The sequence below is a fragment of the Cytobacillus firmus genome, assembly GCF_023657595.1.
Classification (GTDB): domain Bacteria; phylum Bacillota; class Bacilli; order Bacillales; family Cytobacillaceae; genus Cytobacillus; species Cytobacillus firmus_B.
Genome location: NZ_CP098323.1, coordinates 2,703,801 through 2,727,523, shown reverse-complemented (window position 1 = coordinate 2,727,523; position 23,723 = coordinate 2,703,801). Strand labels below are relative to the sequence as shown.

General features: G+C 38.6%; 24 protein-coding genes and 1 pseudogene. 15 read left to right on the top strand and 10 right to left on the bottom strand.

The genetic code is table 11. The features are described from left to right. The first annotated feature begins 28 nt into the window (after positions 1 to 28). Complete coding sequence (locus NAF01_RS13830) at positions 29 to 1,183, top strand: M20 family metallopeptidase (RefSeq protein ID WP_250800508.1); 1,155 nt, start codon at positions 29 to 31, stop codon at positions 1,181 to 1,183. Between the two features lie 208 nt (positions 1,184 to 1,391). Here NAF01_RS13830 and NAF01_RS13825 read toward each other — a convergent pair whose 3' ends face one another. Further along, entirely contained in the window at positions 1,392 to 1,712 is a 321-nt protein-coding gene (locus NAF01_RS13825) for an AbrB/MazE/SpoVT family DNA-binding domain-containing protein (RefSeq protein WP_197215930.1), read from the bottom strand. A 462-nt stretch (positions 1,713 to 2,174) separates the two neighbouring features. Here NAF01_RS13825 and NAF01_RS13820 point away from each other — a divergent pair, with 462 nt between their 5' ends. From NAF01_RS13820 to NAF01_RS13810, 3 genes are all read left to right on the top strand, one after another. Continuing rightward, positions 2,175 to 3,161, top strand: coding sequence for a F510_1955 family glycosylhydrolase (locus NAF01_RS13820; RefSeq protein ID WP_250800507.1), 987 nt, complete (start codon positions 2,175 to 2,177; stop codon positions 3,159 to 3,161). Positions 3,162 to 3,175: 14 nt separating this feature from the next. Beyond that, positions 3,176 to 3,652 carry a hypothetical protein gene (locus NAF01_RS13815; RefSeq protein WP_250800506.1) on the top strand — a complete coding sequence of 159 codons (477 nt, stop codon included), beginning with the start codon at positions 3,176 to 3,178 and terminating at the stop codon, positions 3,650 to 3,652. Between the two features lie 108 nt (positions 3,653 to 3,760). Then, entirely contained in the window at positions 3,761 to 5,200 is a 1,440-nt protein-coding gene (locus tag NAF01_RS13810; protein ID WP_250800504.1) for an MATE family efflux transporter, read from the top strand. Between the two features lie 86 nt (positions 5,201 to 5,286). Here the strand turns inward: NAF01_RS13810 and NAF01_RS25105 are convergent. Further along, positions 5,287 to 5,349: pseudogene (locus NAF01_RS25105) on the bottom strand (DUF2759 family protein); the annotation flags it as partial. A gap of 162 nt (positions 5,350 to 5,511) precedes the next feature. Further along, positions 5,512 to 7,149 carry a multicopper oxidase family protein gene (locus tag NAF01_RS13800; protein ID WP_250800502.1) on the bottom strand — a complete coding sequence of 546 codons (1,638 nt, stop codon included), beginning with the start codon at positions 7,147 to 7,149 and terminating at the stop codon, positions 5,512 to 5,514. Between the two features lie 363 nt (positions 7,150 to 7,512). Here NAF01_RS13800 and NAF01_RS13795 point away from each other — a divergent pair, with 363 nt between their 5' ends. The 3 genes from NAF01_RS13795 to NAF01_RS13785 all read left to right on the top strand — a co-directional run bounded on the left by NAF01_RS13795 (position 7,513) and on the right by NAF01_RS13785 (position 10,489). After that, complete coding sequence (locus tag NAF01_RS13795) at positions 7,513 to 8,085, top strand: YncE family protein (RefSeq protein WP_250800500.1); 573 nt, start codon at positions 7,513 to 7,515, stop codon at positions 8,083 to 8,085. Between the two features lie 210 nt (positions 8,086 to 8,295). After that, on the top strand, positions 8,296 to 9,450 hold the full coding sequence (spoIIP, locus tag NAF01_RS13790) for a stage II sporulation protein P (RefSeq protein ID WP_350457417.1): 1,155 nt from the start codon (positions 8,296 to 8,298) through the stop codon (positions 9,448 to 9,450). A 304-nt stretch (positions 9,451 to 9,754) separates the two neighbouring features. Continuing rightward, on the top strand, positions 9,755 to 10,489 hold the full coding sequence (locus tag NAF01_RS13785) for an urease accessory protein UreH domain-containing protein (RefSeq protein WP_250800498.1): 735 nt from the start codon (positions 9,755 to 9,757) through the stop codon (positions 10,487 to 10,489). A gap of 119 nt (positions 10,490 to 10,608) precedes the next feature. Here the strand turns inward: NAF01_RS13785 and NAF01_RS13780 are convergent, their stop codons facing one another. Together NAF01_RS13780 and NAF01_RS13775 are read right to left on the bottom strand one after the other, a co-directional pair. Beyond that, positions 10,609 to 10,767, bottom strand: a complete 159-nt coding sequence (locus NAF01_RS13780) for a plastocyanin/azurin family copper-binding protein (protein ID WP_227888072.1) — start codon at positions 10,765 to 10,767, stop codon at positions 10,609 to 10,611. Between the two features lie 135 nt (positions 10,768 to 10,902). Further along, entirely contained in the window at positions 10,903 to 11,289 is a 387-nt protein-coding gene (locus tag NAF01_RS13775) for a hypothetical protein (protein WP_197215918.1), read from the bottom strand. 237 nt (positions 11,290 to 11,526) lie between these two features. Between NAF01_RS13775 and NAF01_RS13770 the strand changes: the two genes are divergently transcribed. Further along, positions 11,527 to 12,138: a YdhK family protein gene (locus tag NAF01_RS13770; RefSeq protein ID WP_250800497.1), complete on the top strand. Its 612-nt coding sequence runs from the start codon at positions 11,527 to 11,529 to the stop codon at positions 12,136 to 12,138. Between the two features lie 89 nt (positions 12,139 to 12,227). Here NAF01_RS13770 and NAF01_RS13765 read toward each other — a convergent pair whose 3' ends face one another. Both NAF01_RS13765 and NAF01_RS13760 read right to left on the bottom strand, forming a co-directional pair. After that, positions 12,228 to 12,905 carry a response regulator transcription factor gene (locus NAF01_RS13765; protein ID WP_250800495.1) on the bottom strand — a complete coding sequence of 226 codons (678 nt, stop codon included), beginning with the start codon at positions 12,903 to 12,905 and terminating at the stop codon, positions 12,228 to 12,230. After that, positions 12,883 to 14,277, bottom strand: a complete 1,395-nt coding sequence (locus tag NAF01_RS13760; RefSeq protein WP_250800493.1) for a sensor histidine kinase — start codon at positions 14,275 to 14,277, stop codon at positions 12,883 to 12,885. Before NAF01_RS13760 ends, NAF01_RS13765 begins: the two co-directional genes overlap by 23 nt. A gap of 284 nt (positions 14,278 to 14,561) precedes the next feature. Here NAF01_RS13760 and NAF01_RS13755 point away from each other — a divergent pair, with 284 nt between their 5' ends. The 3 genes from NAF01_RS13755 to NAF01_RS13745 all read left to right on the top strand — a co-directional run bounded on the left by NAF01_RS13755 (position 14,562) and on the right by NAF01_RS13745 (position 16,108). Then, a complete protein-coding gene (locus NAF01_RS13755; RefSeq protein ID WP_248347669.1) occupies positions 14,562 to 15,044 on the top strand; it encodes a DUF2975 domain-containing protein in 483 nt (160 codons plus the stop codon). A gap of 9 nt (positions 15,045 to 15,053) precedes the next feature. Continuing rightward, entirely contained in the window at positions 15,054 to 15,263 is a 210-nt protein-coding gene (locus tag NAF01_RS13750; RefSeq protein ID WP_035329715.1) for a helix-turn-helix domain-containing protein, read from the top strand. Positions 15,264 to 15,337: 74 nt separating this feature from the next. Next, a complete protein-coding gene (locus tag NAF01_RS13745) occupies positions 15,338 to 16,108 on the top strand; it encodes a DUF817 domain-containing protein (RefSeq protein ID WP_250802460.1) in 771 nt (256 codons plus the stop codon). A 38-nt stretch (positions 16,109 to 16,146) separates the two neighbouring features. Here NAF01_RS13745 and NAF01_RS13740 read toward each other — a convergent pair whose 3' ends face one another. Beyond that, entirely contained in the window at positions 16,147 to 16,638 is a 492-nt protein-coding gene (locus NAF01_RS13740) for a CBO0543 family protein (RefSeq protein WP_250800491.1), read from the bottom strand. Between the two features lie 279 nt (positions 16,639 to 16,917). Between NAF01_RS13740 and NAF01_RS13735 the strand changes: the two genes are divergently transcribed. Continuing rightward, positions 16,918 to 17,769 (top strand): STAS domain-containing protein, encoded by an 852-nt coding sequence (locus NAF01_RS13735; protein WP_250800490.1) that lies wholly within the window; start codon positions 16,918 to 16,920, stop codon positions 17,767 to 17,769. Between the two features lie 451 nt (positions 17,770 to 18,220). Here the strand turns inward: NAF01_RS13735 and NAF01_RS13730 are convergent, their stop codons facing one another. Together NAF01_RS13730 and NAF01_RS13725 are read right to left on the bottom strand one after the other, a co-directional pair. Continuing rightward, the gene (locus NAF01_RS13730; RefSeq protein WP_250800488.1) at positions 18,221 to 18,988 is read right to left on the bottom strand and encodes a YibE/F family protein; all 768 of its coding nucleotides are present in this window, start codon (positions 18,986 to 18,988) and stop codon (positions 18,221 to 18,223) included. Further along, positions 18,985 to 20,103: a YibE/F family protein gene (locus NAF01_RS13725; RefSeq protein ID WP_250800487.1), complete on the bottom strand. Its 1,119-nt coding sequence runs from the start codon at positions 20,101 to 20,103 to the stop codon at positions 18,985 to 18,987. The genes NAF01_RS13730 and NAF01_RS13725 overlap by 4 nt, the downstream gene beginning before the upstream one ends. 457 nt (positions 20,104 to 20,560) lie before the next feature. Here NAF01_RS13725 and NAF01_RS13720 point away from each other — a divergent pair, with 457 nt between their 5' ends. Genes NAF01_RS13720 through NAF01_RS13710 form a run of 3 tightly spaced genes read left to right on the top strand, consistent with a single transcriptional unit; the run spans position 20,561 to position 23,669 of the window. After that, positions 20,561 to 21,163, top strand: coding sequence for a TetR/AcrR family transcriptional regulator (locus NAF01_RS13720; protein ID WP_250800485.1), 603 nt, complete (start codon positions 20,561 to 20,563; stop codon positions 21,161 to 21,163). A 2-nt stretch (positions 21,164 to 21,165) separates the two neighbouring features. Further along, the gene (locus tag NAF01_RS13715; RefSeq protein WP_250800483.1) at positions 21,166 to 22,068 is read left to right on the top strand and encodes an ABC transporter ATP-binding protein; all 903 of its coding nucleotides are present in this window, start codon (positions 21,166 to 21,168) and stop codon (positions 22,066 to 22,068) included. Continuing rightward, the gene (locus tag NAF01_RS13710) at positions 22,068 to 23,669 is read left to right on the top strand and encodes an ABC transporter permease (RefSeq protein ID WP_250800482.1); all 1,602 of its coding nucleotides are present in this window, start codon (positions 22,068 to 22,070) and stop codon (positions 23,667 to 23,669) included. The genes NAF01_RS13715 and NAF01_RS13710 overlap by 1 nt, the downstream gene beginning before the upstream one ends. Positions 23,670 to 23,723: the final 54 nt, after the last annotated feature.

Below are 23,723 nucleotides of genomic sequence, written 5' to 3'. Positions count from 1 at the left end.
CCTGATTATTTACAAAGGAGTGATTTCATTGAATCAATATGAAGCCTATTTAGAAGATAAAATGCCGGAAATGATGAACTTGCTCGAGGAACTCGTTAATATAGACAGCGGCTCTTATCATAAAGAAGGAGTGGACAAGGTTGGCACTGTTTTGAGAAAGGAATTTGAGGATTTGGAAATGGATGTTCTTGTTCATCGTGAATCAGAGTATGGAAACCATCTTGAGATAAAAGCCGAAAAGGATAGCGATCCTAAAATCATCATTATTGCCCATATGGATACTGTATTTCCAGAAGGAGAAGCGGAAAAGCGCCCATTCAAAATGATCGGGGATAAAGCCTATGGACCTGGAGTGAGTGATGAAAAGGCAAGCCATGTATCCGTGTTGTACGCATTGAAACTTCTTAAGGAAACAGGCTCGGACGCATATAAAAATGTACACCTGATTTTTAATAGTGATGAAGAAATCGGATCACGAAAATCAAAAGCCATTATAAAAGAGGCGTCGATAGGTAAAAAATTCTCACTTGTCGTTGAATCCGGAAGGCCAGATGACGGCATAGTCACAGAAAGAAAGGGAATTGGCAGATTTATCTTTGATGTTAAAGGAAAAAGTGCCCATGCAGGGGTTGAACCCGAAAGAGGACGAAGCGCCATTGATGAACTGGCACATAAAGTAGTGAAACTTCATGATTTAAATGATTACGAGAGAGGCTTATCGGTCAATGTGGGCTTAATTGACGGCGGCATCTCGTCTAATACCGTCGCTCCAGATGCAGAAGCGCAAGTGGATGTTCGAGTCAAGAACATGGAACAGGCAAAGGAGATTACGGCAAAAATCACAGAAATTGCAGAGGAGGAGGAAGTGCAGGGAACAGAAACCAGCTTATCAGGTAAAATTGGAAGACCGCCAATGGAAAAAGTGGCGGGAACGGACAAATTGATTGAGGAAATAAAGGCTGCAGGGGAAGAACTTGGAATGTCTATAAGGGAAGTCAGCACCGGCGGAGGTTCGGATGCAGCGTATACATCCACTGAAGGAGTCCCAACTGTGGATGGCATGGGGCCGCTCGGAGAATTTTCCCATAGTGAGACAGATGAGTATATCGATTTGAAAACGTTTCCGAAGCGAACGGCATTACTGGCAAGAACGATTGAGAGGTTAAGCAGGATGGGGAAATGATACTAAATGTATGGCCTGAAGAGTTGGACTGTGATAATAATTTCACTTTTGGCGGATGACAATACCATGCAAAAAATAATTGTAAAAATTCCTACTATAATAGCTCATTAAAAAGTTAAGTTTTACTTTATTATTAATATTTCACTAAGGGAGCTGGATGGCTCCCTTAATACAATAATTGAAATTGGCATAAATAGTTTAATAGTGTTTAAGGATAACTAAATTGGTCATGATCTTCCATATTATCTAAATTTGTAATTGAGATAGAGCCTTTTTCTGAATGAGCTTCTAACCTTAATTGGGAGGCTGCGGAGATCTTTAGCATGTTTCTCAGTTCCATAGGGATAGAGAACCTCCCGTTCCTAAAAATCACCTTATTTAAATGATCATCTTCATGGTGTCTGCTTATCACAAGCTGGCGAGCTTCGTGAAATATATATACAAATTCCCCATCCGTTACACCCAAATTTTTCTTAAGGGCTGCAGGCAGTAAGATTTGGCCATTTTTGGATAATTTTTTAATATACAAGGAATCTTCCCCCTTTCATCCCATATTAATCCAGGAACAGAAAGCCCGATCTGTTTATGAGCCGAAGATCTTCTTAACAGAGCATTTACTATTTCCAAAATCTCCCTATCATTAAAGGGTTTAGTTTTATAATCGTCTTTGCCATGCTTAAATCCATTGAGTATATCTTAAAAAGTTAAGCATCTTCATAATAAACATTATCTTTTTCATTTCAGCTGCTCCTCATCTGGTAATATCCTTAAACTTACTTTACAAAAAAAATATGAAGAAACCTTGCATTAAGAAAAAATCTTAGGTATTTATAGGAATGTCTTTCTGGCTGTGTTTTCTGCACACTATATGCATATTTTTGTTATAGTCTTTAAGAAATCTTGAAGGAGTAAGCTGAACAACTTTTCCATGCGGTTTTTTAGGTTGTATTCTTCTAAAAGGGCCTTATAATTGGTAGCAGGAGTGAAATTTATGAAGAAGATATGTTTATTTGCAGTAATTGGATTAACGTTTAGCCTTGCAGCCTGCGGACAGGCTGAAGTAAAAGATACCAAGGATACCGGACAGTCCGAAGTACAAACTGGTGAACAGGAAAATGGGGGAGAAGAAACATCCATTTCTTCAAATAGCTTTTTTGAAGTTTTCGATGGAAAAATAGATCATATTCACGGAGTTGGTTATGCTGGAAATCAAGGTAAGGTCTATTTTGCAGCTCATGACGGCTTAAAAGTTTATGATAACGGAAAGTGGTTTAAAACAAAGAAAGAAAATAACGATTATATGGGCTTCAATGCGACACAAGACGGGTTTTATTCCAGCGGACACCCTGGAAATGATTCTAAACTGCCAAACCCTTTAGGTATTCAGTATAGTCCCGATAATGGACAAACTCTTGAAAAGAAAGCCCTTGAAGGAGAAACGGATTTTCATTTAATGGGAGCAGGCTATGAAAATTCGGTTATTTTCCTAATGAACCCGCAGGAGAATTCTATTATGGATACTGGAAAGTTTTATCTCAGCGAAGATAAAGCAAAGACATGGAAGGAAGTTGCTGCAAATGGTTTGGAAGATACATTACTAAGTTTATCTGTTCATCCTAATAATGCAGATTATTTAGCAGCATCTGGACAGCAGGGAATTTACCTGTCAAAGAACAAAGGGGAAAGTTTTGAACGAATCTCGAAAAGCGTACAGGGTACATCTGTCTTTTTTACAAACGAGGGCTTAATATATGGCACTTACGATGGTACAGCCAAGTTGACAAAGCTTTCTCTTACTGATGAAACAGAGGAAGAGATAGCATTGCCTAAAATGAAAGAAGATGCTGTTATGTATTTTGCTCAAAACCCCAAAAATGAACAGGAATTGACGTTTGTTTCTTTTAATGGAGACATATATCATACTGCTGATGGCGGCAATAACTGGGATCGTATTGTTGAAGCAGGAAGTATTAGATAAATAAGGAAAAAGAATTGGAGTTTGCTTCGATCCTTTTTCCTTATTTAAAACTGTTCCATTATAAAGACATGCCATCCAAGCAGGTTGGAGCCCAGAGGTATATACGGAATAATACCATCAAACCTGTCCTAAACGGTTTACCAAAAGCGGACAAAATATTTGCCGATTTCCTTCTAGAAGGTTCTGGGCAGCAGCATGTTAAGTTGGGTTTTATTGCTAAAGGCGAGGAACAAAATGAATTAATTAATCCGGATAAGGAGTTAGTAAAAGCTGCAGATGACTTGGTATTTGAGTTAAAGATCGATGATTTGGTTTTAAAACAGCATATTATGACATTTACTGTTGCTGATAACAATGGAAGTAAAATCACGGATTTGGAGCCTTATCTTGGATCAGCCGGACATGTCGTAATTGTGAGTGGAAAAATGGAAGAGTTTCTCCATGCCCACCACAAAGATGATCCATTCAATATAAATATTCCGGATAAGTAAATAATGTTAATAGACTAATTATAGAATGGGGCACACTTATAAGGTGTGCCCCATTTTATTAAATTGTAATTATCATTTACAGCCTTCTCAGAAATGGAGGAGAAATAGTTGAAGGATGATTTAGTAGAAGCAAAACTGAAAAATATTCAATCTAATAAAGAAAGGCTAAAAGTCATAATAGTCCTGGCCATTCCTGCTGTAATCGAAAATTTTTTTCAAACCATCCTTGGTTTTGTAGACACCTATTTTGTGTCAAAGTTAGGTTTGGCGGAAGTATCCGCAGTTGGAGTTACCAACGCAGTTCTCGCCATTTATTTTGCTCTATTCATGGCAATAGGGGTAGCAGCCAATGTGAGAATTGCCAACTTTCTTGGAGCGAAGCAACCGGAAAAAGCAAGGCATATTTCCCAGCAATCTATTGTCTTGGCGATTTTCTTTGGTTTGATTACTGGTTTAGCAACTTTATTATTTGCTGAACCCTTATTAAAATTAATGGGGATTGAATCAAGTGTTCTAGAGGCAGGGTCGCTATATTTTCGAATAGTCGGCATTCCTTCGATTTTTATGTCCTTAATGTTTGTCATAAGTGCAATCCTGAGAGGAGCAGGAGATACGAAAACACCGATGAAGGTCAGTATCATTATTAATATTGTTAATGCAGCATTAGATTACGTTTTGATATTCGGTTTTTTATTTATTCCAGAACTGGGAATCGCGGGAGCTGCCCTTGCTACAGTATTCTCCCGGGTTGTTGGCAGCGCGGCACTCCTATATTACCTTAATCAATCAAAAGTTCTTGCTTTTCGCAAGGACTATTGGAAGCTGGACAAAGTACATTTAAAAGAGTTGACGACGCTTGGAGCACCAGCCGCGGGTGAAAGGTTAGTGATGCGTGCTGGACAAATCGTCTATTTCGGATTTGTAGTGGCACTTGGAACAAACGCCTTTGCCGCCCACCAAATCGCAGGAAATATTGAGGTCTTTTCTTATATGATTGGTTATGGGTTTGCAACAGCAGCCACAATACTAGTTGGACAGCAAATCGGTGCAGGAAACCTAGATGAAGCTAGACGATATGCTAAACTTACAACCTTATTAACTTTAGCATCAATGACTGCCCTGGGGGCTATGTTGTTCTTTCTTGGTGAATGGGCAGGAAGTTTCTTTACAAAGGATCAGGAAGTAATCGGTAATATTGGAACTCCTCTAAAGATATCGGGAGTTTTCCAGCCATTTCTAGCTGTCCTTATGGTATTAACAGGAGCTTTCCAAGGTGCAAACAATACAAAATTCCCTATGTACCTGACAGCTTTTGGCATGTGGGCCGTACGAACATTTCTTGTTTATGTTTTAGCTATTGCGCTGGGCTGGGGATTGGCCGGCGTTTGGATTGCGATAGGCGCTGACATTGCATTCCGGGCAATTGTGCTAGTTATCCAGTTCAAAAGAGGAAAATGGATGGCACTTGAGAAAGCACCGGAGGCAGAATCTGAGTGTCATCCGCAGACAACAAAGGAAACGATGTCGGCATGCGTAAATAATTATTAAATATATGAATTATGCCAGAGGAAGCAGTTGCTATTTTATAGGATGAGGACCCAGGAAGATTACTTTCATCCTTTCAATTGGTTTTTTTACATAGCAGGGTACCCTGAATTTATAAAAGTCATCATGGCGAACCAACCTAAAACAAGAAAGCTTTAACAGGAGCCAAACCCGGCTAAAAAAGCGACTAGCCCAAATATGACTATACCCATTAAAACCACTCCTATTTATTAACAAAAAGGTTAGATCCGATTTTTCTAAAAAAGCGACCTATTTGCCAGGCCGCTTCTTTAATTACTTAGCGGATTTGATAGTTACTCTGGTTTATTATTAGCATTCGAATCAGGAGTGAAGCTTGGTTTAAATCCATCGTATTTAACCATATTCACCATTCCCGCTGTCGCATGGTGAAGATCATGACAATGGAATAGCCAATTGCCAGGATTATCTGCTTTAAACGCAACCACATATTCATCACCAGGCTTTAAGTTAATCGTATCTTTCATGATCGGAGAACCTTCTACAGGTTTCCCATTCTTGCTGAGGACCTGGAAGAAGTGGCCGTGCAGATGCATAGGGTGGTCATCCATCATAGAATTATTAGTCAGTGTCACCTTAACGAGGTCGCCATCCTTGACATTAATGTTATCAGTTTCTGGGAAAGTATTGCCGTTAATCGTATAAGCCATTTCGCTACCATCCATCGCTGTGTTTAAATCCATTTTATAGTCAACATCATATTCCTGATCCAGCGAAAACTCACCTTTGTCAGAACCGCCATAATTCATAAATGTGAATTCTGGAAGCTCTTCGGATTGGTTGGACTTATCAGTAGAGCCAGGAGAGTTTTCATATTGTATCATTGTCTTCATTCCACGTGTGCCTTCCATGTCCCCGTGGCACTCTATAAACCATTCGCCAGGGTTGTCTGCTGTAAACTCTATATCATAACGCTCACCAGGGGCTATTGAAATCACCTTATCTTTAATTTCCTTTGGTTCATTTAGTTCTTGTCCATCAATGGCTGCCACTTTGAAATCATGGCCATGCAGATGGATTTTATGAGACATAAATCCTGCGTTGATAAGTCGAATTCTGACTTTTTCTCCTTGTTTTACCATTAAAGGCTCAATGCTGTCGCCGCTTTTGCCATTTATCGAAAAGATATCGTAAGCACTCATGTCATGGCCCATTTCCCCCATACCATTCATGCTTTCATTGCCTTCTGACTCCATGCTGCTGTGATCCATGCCGCTCATACTTGATTCTTCAGAATCAGACTCTTTATCATTATCTTCTTCTGAACCCATGTTGTTATGATCCATTCCTTCCATGGTGGATTCACCTTCTACAGGCTTGCTCATCCACTCATCAAGCATGAGGGTATAGTCACGATCATAAGTCTTCTCTTTTGGTTCTACAATAAATGAACCGTATAGACCTTTATCCATTTGCTCAACAGCATTTTGATGGGTATGGTACATGTATGTTCCAGGATCCTCGGCTGAAAATTCATATGTGAAGGTTTCACCTGGCTGGACTGCGTTTTGTGTCACACCTGGTATGCCATCCATTTCATTGGGAACTGGAATCCCATGCCAGTGAATGGACACTGGTTCATTAAGTTTATTCTTTAGGTTGATTTTTACTTTTTCTCCTTGCTTTACCCGTAATTGGGAACCTGGGACAGAGCCATTGAATGTTAGGGCCTTAACGCTTACACTCTTATTCAGCTGATGTTTGCTTTCTTGAGCAACAATGTTAATTTCATTGCCCGTAAGTGTTTCTGTAGTGTTTGTAGTCTGCAGCCCCTCGTCATTCTCTTTTACTTCAGAATTATTCTCCTCTTCCATGTCCATGTTTCCATGGTCCATTCCACTCATACCGCTATTTGAACAGGCAGCGAGGAAAATGATTGAAAAAATGAATATAGCAAGCAGTTTAATCTTCATGCCGGTAACCTCCTGTATTTATTCAAAACAAATCATAATAAAAATAAATGCAGAAATTATGGATGTGAAAAAAATTCAGGGAATTTTTAATTGATTGCAATGAGTAAAATTCGGTTTTTATTTGAGTTGAAAAATAATTATCTTACATCCCAGATATGGAGATTTTATGGCAATCATAATAACGAAAAACCAAAGTGATTCATTTCACTTTAGCAATCAAACTTTCAAAAAGTCTAACAATCTTTCGAAATACGAAAAGGAGGCATATCTTTATGTGCAAATCAAAAAGCATGGTTATGGTATTTATCTTAATGATGGGAGGGGTGCTGGCTGGCTGCAGTCATTGATATAGCAAGCTTTGAGGTGGTTAGTACAGTCGATACAGGAAAAGGGCCACATGGATTTAGAATCTCAGCAGACAGTAAGAGCGCTTATATTGCAAACATGGGTGAAGATATAGTCAGTGTTGTTAATATTGGTTCCATGAAAGAGGAAAAACGGATAAAAATAGGAGCAGCTCCTGTTACTACAGGTGTCACTTCAGATGGAGAAACACTTGTTGCTACATTCAATGGAGAAAATGCTCTTGCAGTTGTTGATTTGGCTACTGAGAAGGTTGATAAAATTCCTGTTGGTGCTGGTCCCGCACAAGTCTATATTGATGAAAATGATCAGTTTGCCTATGTTGCAAACCAAGGAACAGAAGAAGCTCCTTCCAGCATTGTTACAGTCATAGACCTTGCTGCAAGGAAAGCAACAGCTGAAATTAAAACTGGAAAAGGATCACATGGAGTCGTAACAAGTCCAGATAATAAGAAAGTCTTATTTACAAATATGTTTGAGGATACGGTCAGTATCATCGATAAAGAACAGAATAAAGTAATTGAAACGATTGAAGTAAAAGGTGTGCCGAATGGAATAAGCATTACAGAATAAGTTAAATGGAATCAATATCATTACAAAAATCCGCCTAACAATATGAATTAGGCGGATTTCTTTTTTTCTATTACTTTTCATGCAGTTAAATATTGCAAGAAAAATAGCTCTATATAACTGTTAATAGAGTTCAATTAGAATCTATTCTATTATCTATTTTTAATCATATATTAAATTACGAAGGAGAATACTAGAACGGGGGGGAACATAATGAAAGAAAGGAATCATACTTCCATGTTTTTTATACGAGTTCACTGGATTTATCTTGCCTTTTTTTTATTCATTTTCAGTACTGTATTTTTTATAAATTATCTTGATTTAAAAGAAAGATTAAATTCTTCCGTTATTACAGCTACTAGTGAAAAGGTGCATGCTAATTTTTTCCTAAGCCTAATGTCAACTGAAATAGGCCCGCTAAAGTCAACTATAAAGGAAGAAGAAACGCCATCTATCTCCCGTACGGCATTTCTCACCTTTACCAATATTTGGCCGGAAGACATTCGGACGTTTCTTGGGAGAGAAATTCCTGCTTTTTCTGCCTTTAACACCGAAATTGCCATTGCAGGACTCGGAACAGACCTCACTACTTTGCCAATGGAATCTGCTCCCCCGTTGGAGATGCTTTTGAAAGAGAAAGAACTGGCAGAGAAGGACCAAGCTAGTCCAAATACTCCACAAGACAAGGGATCCTCGCCAGTTCCAAATACTGGTAAGGATGTGGCATTTATTTATCATTCTCATAGCTGGGAAGCCTTTTTGCCATTACTGTCCGGGAAAAAATCGGCAAATGAAGCTGTAAGTTTAAATGAAAGTAAAAACATTATAGCGGTTGGCAAAAAGCTGAAAGTTGAATTAATGAAGCGAGGGATAGGAGCAAGCCATAGTACTTCGAATGTTACAGAGGAATTGAAAAAGAAACATTGGAATTATAATCATTCCTATGCTCTTTCTAGAGAAACAGTAATAGAGGCAATGGCCCAAAAATCATCAATTAGCTATCTTATTGATATTCACAGAGACTCCCAGCCAAAGAACCTTACAACGACAACAATAAATGGGGAGCCATTTGCAAGATTATTTTTTATCGTCGGAAAGGAAAATAGAAACTTTGAAAGAAATCTTGCACTAGCTAAAGAATTAAATAAAAAGCTGGAAGAAGAATTTCCGGGAATTAGCAGAGGTGTTTTTATAAAAACAAAAGATGATGGGAATGGAGTATATAATCAAGACCTTTCCAGCCAATCAATGCTGCTTGAGTTCGGAGGAGTAGAAAATAATAACACTGAATTAGATAATTCTATTGAAGCATTTGCGGAAGTTTTCAGTGAATATTACTGGGATGCTGAGGAAGTAAACGGAAATTGAAGCTGGCAATATTAACTATATAAGACTTTATTTATGCTCATTTTAAATAAACTGCCATTTTGCAAATTGTATGGATGGTTAGCAGTTGCTTTCAAAATTAAAAATGAAGATGATTTTTGAGCAGTGGAAAAATGTTCAAAAATCAGCTGTTTCTAACTGCTCTTTGAAAGTAATTGTAAATATTTTCAGCCTTCATAAAATCTTCATAATTAAATGCTATGAATGAAAAAGGAACTTTTAATAACAGTGAACCGATTATTTTCATACAGATTATTTGAAGGAATACAAGGTAGGGGAATTAAAAATGTATGAATTTTTCAGTACAATAAGCAACTTCCTTAGTCAGCCTCTAATTAATATAGTTTTGAACACCAAGGATATTCCCATAATTTTTGCTTTTATTTTGGGCCTTGTCGGTGCATTGGCCCCCTGTCAATTTACTGGGAATTTGGGCGCAATTACACTGTATGGAAATAAATCTTTCCAAATGAATGTTGCCTGGAAAGAAGTCGTGTTCTTTACACTAGGGAAAATAGCTGTCTTTTCATCTTTTGGTTTATTAGTGTGGATCTTCGGAAGTGAAGTAAAGACTACTATGACGGTTTATTTTCCTTGGATTAGAAGAATTATTGGTCCCATGTTTATATTGATAGGATTATTTTTCCTTGGATTCATCAAATTCAGTAAAACAATTTCCCTTGGGGGAATTATTATAGGGTTTCAAAAGGAAGGCAGCTTGGGAGCATTCTTAATGGGAGTGAGTTTTAGCCTTGGTTTTTGTCCGACCATGTTTGTATTATTCTTCATCACACTGATGCCAATGGCTATCTCAGTAAATTATGGGATGATAATGCCTCCTATCTTTGCAATAGGGACTTCTTTGCCTTTAATTATTGCTGTATTTCTTATATGGTACCTGGAACTGGGAGGAAGATTAATGAAAAAGGGGCGAAGAATGGGGGCTATTGTGCAAAAAGTAACTGGTATCATAATGCTGATAATTGGAGTACTTGATACTATTACATACTGGAGTTTTTAGTTAACGACAATTCGAAAATATGAGTAATATCATTATCATCATCATCGATATCAGGTCACCTTATGATAATATTTTGTTAAAAAAACCATCCCTGCAAAATAATGAGGGATTGGACTTCTTCAATCGACTGTAATAGTGCCTATCATGCCATTTTCTTTATATCCAGGTATAGAACAGTAAAAATCATATACACCGGATGTAAAAGTTAGCGCCGCTTCACTTTTTCCAGATGCATGAAGGTGGAAGTCAGCCTGGGCAGTGCCATGATTAGCGGTGATTGTTTTTAGATTTCGTGACCGCTATATGTTTTATTTCAATGTCATGGTCCACATTGTCAAGATTTTAAAGCGTATGAGGAAACAATAAACAGCAGAAAAAAGAAACAAGGAGTACTCCACTCCTTGTTTAGTCAATTAAAGCAAAAACTTTATTAAAGACCAGCCCAATAAAACAAACACGCCCGCTGAAGCTATAAAAACAATAGTTAACTTTCTTCTTTCTTTAGACTGAAGACGAACATATTCTTTATAAGTAATAAGGCCTTTAGCAAACTGAAGCCCTGCTTCATCTGTTTTAACCGAAAAACACCGTCCATCAGAATCTTCAAGCATGACCTTTGCAATCAAAGGTAAGGAGGCACCGGGGTTTAAATTTAGATTGTCTTGTATAGAGCTCCCTCCTTTAACAATAATGCATTCACCACCAGCAGTTATACCTGTTAGTTTATAAATAGATTGTTCCCTAATCTCCTCACATAGTTTTAGGGCTTCCATTTCTAGTAGATTATGAGAAAAGCACAATTTCTTCACCCCTTTTTAATATAACAGGAAAGGAAAATGGGAATTGTATGGATAGATCTTTCTAAAAGGATACTATACTTTAAGTCTAAAGCAAATAAATTGAAAAGCCAGCGAGAGATAAAATTTAATCAGCGGGGAATACATTTAAAGCATGAATTTGGTTAAAGTGCATACATCATAATTTCTGCACATTTTATAGGTATGATAATATAAATTGCTTTAGGAGGAGATATGTGCATGTTCAAAAAAGATTTAAGGAAATCAATCTTATTTGTATTGCTTACAGCTCTTTTATTACTATTAGGAGCCTGTTCAAATGCAAATGAAGAAAATACGGAAAATAATGAAAGCAACGAGACTGAGAACACGGAAGAGACCCAAGGTAATATGGAAGGCATGGATCATAGCAATATGGATATGTCAGGATCGGGTGAAGTTCCTGAAGGTTTGGAAGAAGCTGCTTCACCAACTCATGAAGTTGGAAGCAAAGCAATTATTGAATCTGATCATATGCCGGGTATGAAGGGCGCTGAAGCAACTATTGCAGGTGCATATAATACTACTGTTTATACGATCTCATATACCCCAACAACCGGGGGAGAAAGAGTGGAAGACCATAAATGGGTGATACATGAGGAGTTAGAAGGAGCTGGAGATGAACCGCTTGAACCTGGAGAAGAAGTTACTGTAAATGCAGACCATATGGAAGGCATGGATGGTGCAGCGGCAGAGATTGACTCAGCTGAACAAACAACTGTTTACATGGTTGACTTTACTACGACAACCGACGGCAAAGAAGTGAAAAATCATAAATGGGTAACAGAAAGTGAGCTGTCCTCAACAAAATAGATAAAAAAACAGCATAAAAAATGCAAACCAAAAAAAGTCGATTCCATTGGCAAGAATTCGACTTTTTATTTTGGTTGTCTAGATTCTATCTATTCCTTTCCTGTCCATTTATATCCAACGCCCCAAACGGTTAACAAATAATCGTCAGCGGGAAATCCTGCTTTTCTCAGTTTTTCTCGTATGTTTCTAACATGAGAGTCTATCGTACGGTCTTCAATCGAGACACCATATCCCCAAACCGATTCAATTAGGTGATCTCTAGAGAAAACCTTATTTCTGTTACTTATGAATAACTGTACCATTGCAAATTCTTTGGGTGTCAGTAATACCTCTTTATCTTTAAAATAAAGCTCATAGGAATCTGGTTTAAGTATAAGCCCCTTAAATGAAATGAACTCTTCGTCTGTTGCAGTTCTTCTAAGTACTGCTTCAATCCTTGCTACAAGTTCTTCTTCATCAAAAGGCTTTAAAATATAATCATCAGCTCCTAATTTTAACCCTTTAACAATATCAGGTTTCTCACTTCTCGCGGTAAGCATGATAATCGGGATATCTCTGACTTTTTTTAATTCTTTGCATGCTGTCCAGCCATCCATTTCAGGCATCATCACATCTAATAGTACTAAATCTGCGGGCTGAGTTTCTATAAACCTGATTGCTTCTATTGCAGATGACTTTTTGACGCATTTAAAACCTATTGGGGTTAAATACAGGGCAAGTAAATCCATCATTCTAGATTCATCATCAACTAATAGTATCGTTTTCAATATTATCTGCTCCTTTAAAGACAAGCTCAAATTCAGTTCCTATTCCTTCCTTGCTTTTTACTGCAATTGTACCCCCATGGGCTAGAACAAGCTCCTTTACAATTGCGAGCCCCAAACCTGTTCCTCCTAAAGATCTAGTTCTGGACTTATCTACACGATAAAAGCGGTTTAGAATATATGGCAGGTCTTCTTCGGGAATCCCTTTTCCAGTATCTCGAACGTTAATATAGACATCCTTCTTTTTATTGTTTACAGATAGAAATGTTTTGGCCCCGGGTGAAGAGTGTTTAATAGCGTTATCCAGTAAATTAAAAATGATTTGCTCAAGCCTGGCAGGGTCAGCGATAATAACTGCTCCCTCTGGACAAATTACTTCAAATTCCAGTTCTTTTTCTTGGAAAGCCGGAGAAAATTTTTGCTCTATTTTCAGAAAAAAGTCAGTTAAGTCTATAGGCCTTTTCTGTATAACGAATGAATTTTTATCCATTTTTGCAAGATCAAAAAGATCCTTAATTAAATCAGAAAGACGATTTACTTCCTCATGAATAATAATTAAATATTTATCACGGTCCTCAATTGATAAATTACGTTTAAGTACGATATCTGCATAGCCCTTTATATATGTGAGGGGAGTCCTGAGTTCATGTGAGATGCTCGCCAAAAAGTCGTTCCGCTCTTGTGTTAAATAATTTAAGTCACTGGCAAGCTGAGAAATAGAATTTGCTAAATCGCCAAGTTCGTCATTTCTGTTTTTTGGGAGAGAAATAGTAAAATCTCCTTTGCTGATTTTAGAAGTTGCTTCCTTCATTCTTATTAAAGGTTTAGCAAGGCCTTTAGAAAGAAATATAATAACGATTAAGGTTAAAAAAACAGCTATTAGTCCTGTTAATATAAAGTGTCTATTAAGTCTTTCGATTAAAGAGTGTATAGAAGCTGTTTCCTGAAACATAAAAACCTTGCCAGACGTTTCGCCATTAATATCTATAGGACTTACCGTTGAGATAAACTTTCCCTCTTTCCAGTTGTCGTCAACAACCTCTCCGTCACGCGGGATATCGGAGTCTGAACGGTTAATATGGTCTTGAATATCGATGCTTTTTACTGATGAACCAAGTAATTGACCATTCATATCGGTGATCACAACATCGGTATTTGCCTCGGATTCCATTAAGGTTACATGAGAGATAGTATCTGGTTCAAAATGCTTTTCGAGAATGTCCCTATGGGCGTTGCCTCTGGCTTGCAAAGAAAAAAACTCCTCTTCTATTCTTGAATCTACCAGTGCCGCGTGCAAAAAGAAAAACATAAAAATCTCCAGGCTAAAGATAATCAGAAAAAATACGATTCCAAGCTTTATTGAAAGTTTCTTCATTTATATCACCCGATTCTTTTGGAACATCTATTTTCAATTATATTTCTTAAATTTGAAGAATTCATGCAGAATGATCAAAATTAGTACACTTAGAATTTTATATATTTATAAAAGAATTCATTAAACGTCTGGCAAGATGGCATAGAATCGTATTTTATGCGTTTATTTAACAGTAAAACATCATAAGATGCAATAAATAAATATTAAATTACACAAAATATTTATTGAAAAACGATAAAAATTAGAATACAATCAAATTGAAAATAAGAAGTGAGGTGCTTTTTATGGAAAAGGTAACAACGCTGTTTTTAAAAATAGCCGTTATTCTATTAGGAGTCCCAATTTTAGTTTTGTGCATTTTTTTAGTGCCTGAGCTGGGAAAGGTCGCAGGTGAATTGCTGCCGAAGTTTGCTTTTTTTAAGTATTGGGTTTACATCGTATTTTATGGGTCTACGATACCGTTTTACTTTGCACTGTATCAGGCTTTCAAACTTTTGCGCTATATTGACAAAAATAAAGCGTTCTCGGATTTATCTGTCATCGCATTAAAGAAAATTAAATACTGTGCCATCACCATTGCCTGTTTGCATGTGCTGGTCCTGCCGCTATTCTATGTTTTTGCAGAGATTGACGATGCCCCAGGTGTCATCTTCGTCGGAATGGTAGTTCCTTTTGCTTCGATGGTTATCGCAGTGTTTGCGGCTGTTCTCCAAAAGCTGCTGCAAGAGGCAATTGATATCAAATCAGAAAATGATTTAACGGTCTGAGGTGAGAACATGACAATTATAATCAATGTTGATGTGATGCTCGCAAAACGGAAAATGAGTGTAACGGAACTTTCAGAGAGGGTAGGAATCACAATGGCCAATCTCTCTATTTTAAAAAATGGAAAAGCAAAAGCGATCCGGTTTTCAACTTTGGAGGCCATCTGCAAAGCACTGGACTGTCAGCCTGGAGATATCCTGGAGTACCGCAGTGATGAATAAGGGGACAGATTCATCGTCCCATGAAAGGGGAATTTCGGATGCAATTGACTATTCGCAAATTGGAAGCTCTGCCCATGAGATCATTGAAGCAGCTGTTTCGTTTCGGCTGGGAGCAGGCCTTGTCCTGTTTGTTTCCTGTTGTCATTTTTGCTTCTTTAGCTTTAACTAAATTCCTGCCGATGCCTTTTCTCCCGCGGTATGACTGGCTGCTGATCATCTGTCTTCTGATGCAGTGGGCGATGCTGAAATCAGGGCTTGAAACGAAGGATGAGTTGAAGGTTATCACGCTGTTCCACATCATTGGCCTTGCACTCGAACTTTTTAAGGTACATATGGGCTCGTGGGCATATCCGGAGGAGGGGTATTCCAAAGTTTTTGGGGTTCCTTTGTACAGCGGCTTCATGTATGCCAGTGTAGCAAGTTATCTCTGCCAGGCGTGGAGAAGGCTGAAGGTTAACCTGATCAAGTGGCCGCCATTCCTGGCAGTAGTGCCACTTGCCGCTGCAATTTATTTAAATTTTTTCACGCACCATTTTTGGATTGATATCCGCTGGTGGCTGTCGGGTTTGGTGATCATTGTATTTTGGAAATCCTGGGTCCGTTATGAGGTTGGCGGAAAGGGTTACCGAATGCCTATTGCGCTTTCTTTTGTTCTGATCGGGTTCTTTATATGGGTAGCTGAGAATATTGCGACATTCTTTGGGGCCTGGGAGTATCCGAATCAGGCAGAGGCGTGGAGCCTTGTTCATTTGGGGAAAGTGAGTTCCTGGCTTTTGCTGGTGATTGTCAGCTTCCTGATCGTTGCCACCCTAAAGCAGGTTAAGGGGAAGACTGCAGGGCAATAACCATCTAATTTACTTGGCAGGATCAATCAGCATGGTCTCTATAGATAATCAAACAAGAACAAATAAAGGGCAGCAATCGGAACGGAAAGAAATAGTGCCCGGAGTTTATGGATATAGTGTAAACGGATCATCGGAAACATGATGGCCACAAATTGAAAAGACCACCAGATATTCCACCCATTATGATAGGATATGAAATGAAAGTGGGATGCCAGCCATTCAGCCGCCCAAAACAAAAACATCCATCGCGCATAATATAAAATTTTATGTTCAAGACAGCTGGGATAATTAGAAAAAAACACAAAGCCAATTAAAGGATTAATAATAATGTTATGCAATAAGTGTACGCCCATCAGATTCAAAAACCCTTTTTCAAGTTCCCATAAGTGAAAATGGCTATGAGAAATAAATTCATAAATAAAAGATGCCACGGAAATATACAGCATGGTGGGATAATATCTTTCCCAGTTTTTCCAGTCGCCTTTTATGTAAGAAAGAATGCTGACCAATAATACAAGGATGCAGTGCATAGGTTCACCTCATTTTACTGGTAGCTAGTATGGACGATATTTATCAGTAAATACCATAAAATGTTAAAAATGGGTAATTAATCCTTGTAATTGGATGGGAACCGATTAATTAACAGATGCATATTAATTTCTTAAGCAATTCAGCGGAAGTTCCTCTTTTCACCAAATACAGTGCGGTAAACCAAGAAGTAACAGGAATCACCATTGTTACTCCATTAAGGTCAGAAGTTCCTTTTTTTGCCGCATTCTTCTATGTTATATTAGGAGATAGGTCTCAACATGAGGGAGAGGATTACCCTGATCAATCACACAAAGGTTGATTATAAGAAGAAAATTTCTGAGAACATTCTCAGAAGAAAGCATGAATTAATCAAGCAAAAAAAAGATTTAGAATCCAACCAGATTTCAGAATCAATGGGTACCAGATTACAGCAATGGCGAGAAAATATAATCGAGATCTATGCACATTCAATTGCAAGTGATAAAGAAACAACTTATAAAATTCTTAATGAATGGGGAGAGGAAGCTGTAGACACATTAGTGAATTATAGTCTCCCAATTGATATAGCACTAAAGGAAGTCAGGGATTATAGAAACCTCATTGGCCGTATTATCAGGGACGACGCATCCCAGCGGGAACTGACAATAGCACAATTCTATGAAATCATTTCAGACTTTGATTCTGTGGTGGATCGGGCTGTTCATTGGCTGAGTATTTCATATTCTAAGAAATTCTACACACGTATTAATTTAGCAGAAGCGGCAGCATTGGAATTATCGATTCCAGTTATTAAAATCACTGATAAAATCGGAATCCTGCCTTTGATAGGAGATATTGATACTCAAAGAGCCCAGGAATTAATGGAGAAGGCTCTTACAAAAAGCAATGAGTATTTTTTGGAGCATATCATTATCGACTTATCAGGCGTTCCTGTTGTGGATACGATGGTTGCAAACCGAATAATTAGAGTTGTAGAATCATTGATGCTTTTAGGTGTTAAAGCTACATTAACAGGAATCAGACCTGAAATTGCTCAAACAATGATTCACCTGGGGATCAATATTTCTCACATTGAAGTGGCCACAAGTCTTCAAAAAGCATTACAAAGCTTATTGAAGATTAAACTTTAAAATTACAAACCTTTTAATAATATAGATCGCATAATAATTGGCTTGTTCATATGATTAATATAAATTTAGTTTTACAGGGATTGCAGAAGCAGTCCTTTTTTTATTGGCATTGCAGGTGGGATAAGGCGACGGGTTCTATTTCCCAGATGGACGAAGAACTTTTCCTATTCGCAAATTGGAAGCTCAGCCGATGAGATTCCTAAAGCAGGTTAATGGCGGGCTGCCGGTCAGATGTTTATTTCGTTATATAAAAAAATAACTCCCCGCGAACGGGATATTGAAATCTGCAGATTTCTTTTTCTGCATCCAGTTTTAATCTATTGCTCACTAAATTTCTCAGAAGTATTCTTCTCTATTATTTTCCCGTCCATTATTAATTCAATCGGGACATCCTTACGGGGTGTCATTTTCAATAAATAAAATAATTGACCATGTACATTTATTTCTTAAGCTATTCAGCCGAATTTCCTCTTTTCACCAAATAGAGTGCGGTAATCCAGGAAGTAATAGGAATCACCATTGTTACTCCAATTCCTGCACAGAAGATTGTAATCATCTCGCCGCTGAAAATCTTTGAATTGATAATTTCACCTGGTGAATAGGATAGGTCTTTAAACCATATCAGCAGTGCTAAATACCCGCCGAAGAAGGCGAAAAATAATGTGTTGGTGCTTGTTCCGAGAATATCCTTGCCGATGCTGATGCCGGATTGGAATAATTCTTTTCTGCTAATGTCCGGGTGATGATAATGAATTTCACGCATTGGAGAAGAAATGGCCATGGCAGCGTCCGTTATGGCGCCTATTGTACTCATGATGATGACGGACGCAGCCACTTTAACGAAATCAACCCCAATATAAAGGGAAAATATGCTTAACTCTTCTATTTCTTCTTCACCAAATCCCTGAATCATCGCCTTTTCCGCAATGATGACAATGAACACAATGAGAACGATCGTAGTAATGATTGAAGCCAGAAAGGCCGTTATCGTCTTAATGTTCACTTCATTTATAAAAAACAGGTTGATACAGCCAATAAAGGCACAGGCAATTAATGTAACGAAAATGGGATTGATGTTTGGATCGTTCATAAAGAAAAGGATGAAAATAATCACTCCGAAGTTGAGGAAGATCGCAAAAAATGATCTGGCTCCTTTTCTTCCGCCTATAAGGGTCATCAGAATAAATAATATGGCTGCCAGCACTAGTATTGCATTCATTTTCGTGCCCTCTTTCTATTAATGAAATATATGGCAGTATACAGGCCAATCGGAATGGTGATCACGATTCCGATTCCTCCGGCAAGTGCCCGGGCTAATTCCAGTGAAAGGTTCATGGATAGGCTGAATCCGAGCGGTGAGTCATTTTTTATATACAAAATAAGCATCGGAATGGAGCCGCTGATATAGGCGAAAAACAAGATATTCGTCATGGTGCCCATAATGTCTTTGCCCACTTCCATTCCAGAGCGCTTTAGAGCCTGCACGGGAATGCTGTTATTCTTTTCATATAAGCTAAACAGTGAAGATGACATGGTAATGGCTACATCCATAACCGCTCCTAATGAGCCGATAAATAAACCGGCTAAGAACACCATTTGGTAGGGCCTGGTTATAAACTGGAGCTCTTCGTATCTCAGACCCTTCGCGCCAGTTAGCCAAATGACCAGATAAGTGATCAATAATGACAAAAATGTTGCCGCAAGCGTTGCGATAATGGCAGCATATGTCTTTTCGTTAAAGCCGTTTACGAGCAGAAGGGAGGTAACCGAAAATAGGATGACTGCCGCACTGCATATCAGCAGCAGGCTTATTTCCGGATTCTTTAGATAAACATCCAATGCATAGGAAAGCAGTACAGCATTTACAGCCAGGCTGATGATGGAAAAGAGGCCTTGCTTCTTACCGACAAAGAGCAGTATCAGGATAAAGATCCATCCTGTCAGCAGTATGTAATGATCTCTCTTCAAATCAAGAATATCCCCGCTTAATTCTGCAGAACCTGCTGTTTTCTCCTTCATGGATACAAATAATTTTTGGCCGTTTTGAATTTCATAGTCATAAGCTTTGGATTTTGAATACTGATTTGTTATGAGAATATGCTGTCCTTTTAACTTTCCATTTGTAATTTCGGCTATAATCCGCTGTTCATATATACGGTCTTCATTATCGGAAGTATCCGTAATTTCTTCAGATTGAACAAGTTTGACTTCCTTTACTACAGCGATTGTGCGTTCATAAAAAGAATCATTGTTTTGGACAAACAGTACGGAGGCAGCTATGCATATTGCCAATATGATATAAAAATAGACCTGTTTAATAGGGATGTTTTTCAAAATAAACCTCCAGGAGTATATAAATACAAGACCTTTGCAACGGAATAAGGATATCAGTAACTTTTTCGGATAGTCAAGTTTATCCCTGTTCTGGAGGGGAGACCTGTTACTCAAAAAAAAATCATCCAAAAGGATGAAAGAGCAGATGATTCATGTATTTACTTCTTTTGCACATTCAACATTTCTTTTTGCTGTTTCTCTTTTTTCTGATTTTCAGCATCCTTCTTGAAAGCCTCCATTGCTTTATAGAAAAGCAAAGTCAATTTGATCACCTCCTTATTAGCATGTATCCCCCCTGTATTTTCAAATAAAACTAGGAATAAAAAATTGAAAATTTTTGTCAAAATCATTGATGAAAAAATATTGACCAGCGTGGTCAATTTTGTTATTTTTAAAATGACCACATTGGTCATTATTGTGAAAGGAGTGCAATATAATTAATACTACTTTTTACAGTTTGAAACCCGAAAAACAGGAACGAATTATCAATGCAGCCATGAAAGAATTTGTAAAGAGCGGTTATGAGAAGGCTTCTACAAATGAAATAGTAAAGGATGCACAAATAAGTAAAGGCTCATTGTTCAACTATTTCAGCAATAAAAAGGATTTGTACTTCTTTTTAATTCAGAATGCAGTAAACATTATTGAACAAATCTATGTTGAAATAGACATGAATGAAAGGGACATTTTTGAAAGAATCAGTCAGGTGGGGTTCATTAAATTAAACATTCAAAAGAAATATCCCCTTGTATTTGATTTCTTGAAATCGCTGCTTGAAGAAGATGCTCAGGATGTGAAATCGGATATAAATCAGCTGCTGGCAAACATTCAAAAAGATGGCTTCAAAAGAATCTACGAAAATATCGACTGGTCAAAGCTTCGGGAGGAGATAGAACCTGAAAAAGCGATGAATATCCTGAATTGGACCATGACGGGTTTCGCAGAACTGCAAATCGCGAAAATCAAGTCATTTGAGGATATCGGTATCGAGCTTTTTAACGAATGGGACAGCTATAAAGAAATTTTAAAGCACTGTTTTTATAAAAATGGGGAGGAATGAGCATGAGCCTTTTAAAAGTAACCAGCCTGACAAAGAAATTCGGCAAATTTACGGCATTGGATGGGGTAAATCTTGAGTTGGATAAAGGTGAAGTACTGGGCTTCATCGGACCCAATGGCGCGGGCAAGTCAACCACCATCCGGGTGTTATTGGGAATTTTAAAGGCGACAAATGGGGAAGTAAAGATATTCAGCAAGGACGCATGGCAGGATGCTGTAGACATTCATAAAAGGGTGGCATATGTGCCTGGTGATGTGAATTTATGGCCGAACTTAACAGGCGGTGAGGTTATTGATTTATTTATAAAATTGAACGGAACTGCCAATAAGGCAAAACGTGAGGAGTTAATAGAGAAGTTTGATTTGGATCCGTCCAAGAAGTGCCGAACCTACTCTAAAGGGAACAGGCAAAAGGTTGCTCTGGTTGCGGCGTTTTCCTCTGATGCTGACCTGTTCATTCTGGATGAGCCGACATCAGGACTCGATCCCTTGATGGAAAAGGTTTTTCAGGAATGTGTGATGGATGTTAAAAGACAAGGAAAGAGCGTTCTTCTGTCCAGTCACATCTTATCGGAGGTAGAAAAGCTGTGCGATCGGGTAAGCATAATCCGTCAAGGTAAGATTATTGAATCGGGTACATTAAGTGAACTTCGCCACTTAACCCGGACTCAAATGCTTGTTGATACGAAGCTGCCGATTACAGGCTTGAATGAACTGAAAGGCATCCATGACATTGAAGAAAGTAAACACGGGATGACGTTTCAGGTCGATACAACAGAAATGGATGCTGTGATCAAGCATATTTCTCCATTTGGCATTATCAGGCTGGAAAGTGCCCCGCCAACATTGGAGGATTTATTTATGCGCCATTATGAAGGGGAAAAGGATGCAGGAGGTGTCCGCTGATGGCAGGCAATCATTTGGAGAAAACCGTTTTCCTTTCAAAATTTATTTTCCGGCTGGACCGATTGCGTATCCCAATATGGGTGCTGGCACTTACTTTTTTCACGATAATCGTTCCAACAGCCTTTAAGGGATTATACAATTCCCAGCAGGAAAGGGATGCGATGGCACAGACGATGGCCAACCCGGCGATGACAGCCATGACTGGTCCCGCGGATTTAAGCAATTATACCGTTGGTGTCATGACAGCCCATCAGATGCTTTTAATGACAGCTGCTGTGACCGGTTTAATGAGCATCCTGCTGGTTGCGCGGCATACCAGGGCTGATGAAGAGGATGGTCGCCTGGAATTGCTCCGTTCGCTGCCTGTAGGGCGCCTATCCTATTTAAATGCAACCCTGCTTACAGTATCGGCAGCTTGCATCGGATTGGCTTTGATTAATGGATTCGGCCTTTATGCTCTTGGAATTGAAAGCATGGATCTCGAAGGCTCATTGCTTTATGGTGCTGCATTAGGGTCGGCGGGTATTTTTTTCGCAGGTGTAACAGCCGTTTTTGCTCAAGCTTCAGATAGTTCACGGGGAACAATTGGTTATTCAATAGCCGTACTTCTTATATCTTATCTTTTTAGAGCTATCACAGACATCAGCAATGAATCATTGTCCTGGCTTTCACCGCTCGCGTGGGTTACCAAAGCAGAAGTCTATGACTCTAATAATTGGTGGCCTATTGTCTTAATGGTTGCTGCAGCCATAGTTCTTTTTTCGGTCGCGAATTATTTGAACGCTATTCGGGATCTGGATCGGGGATTCTTTCCATCCATGCCCGGAAAAAAATATGCATCCCGCTTTTTGCAGAGTCCAATCGGCCTTGCGTTAAGATTGCAGCGGACCGGCATCATTTCATGGGCAATAGGCATGTTTGTGCTGGGGGCCTCTTACGGTTCAGTATTAGGGGATCTGGAATCATTTTTCGCCGATAATGAAGCCATGAAGCAGCTCCTAAAGCCAACAGCAGGAGTATCATTAGTGGAGCAATTCATTCCGATGCTGATGATTGTAATTTCACTGATGGCAACGATTCCTCCAGTGATGGCCATGAATAAACTTCGAGGTGAAGAGAAGAAGGAACGAATTGTTCATCTATTAAGCAGAGCCGTTTCTCGGACCAAACTGTTAGGCAGCTATTTCGTTATTTCTGTCATTAATGGATTTCTCATGATTTCGCTGGCAGCCCTCGGACTATGGTCTGCGGGTACTTCTGTGGTTGAAGGCGGCTTATCTTTTGGAATGATCTTTGGGGCAGCATTGTCCTATTATCCAGCTATGCTGGTCATGATCAGCCTGGCCGTCTTTCTGATTGGATTCCTGCCAAAGTTCACAGGTTTCATTTGGCTTTATGTTTTATATTCTTTTATTGTGCTGTATTTAGGAGGTTTATTCCAATTCTCTGACTGGATCGGCAGCCTTTCTCCTTTTGGCCATGTTCCTCAGGCACCGATTGAGGAATTTTCGATTATCCCGCTGCTGTCATTATGTGGGTCTGCCGCGGTGCTGGCGTTAGCCGGGTTTATTGGGTTTAATAGACGGGATATTGAGCAGTAAGCTAATCAGAGTATTGTGCTATTCTATAACAGTCCATAATTATAAATTTTAATA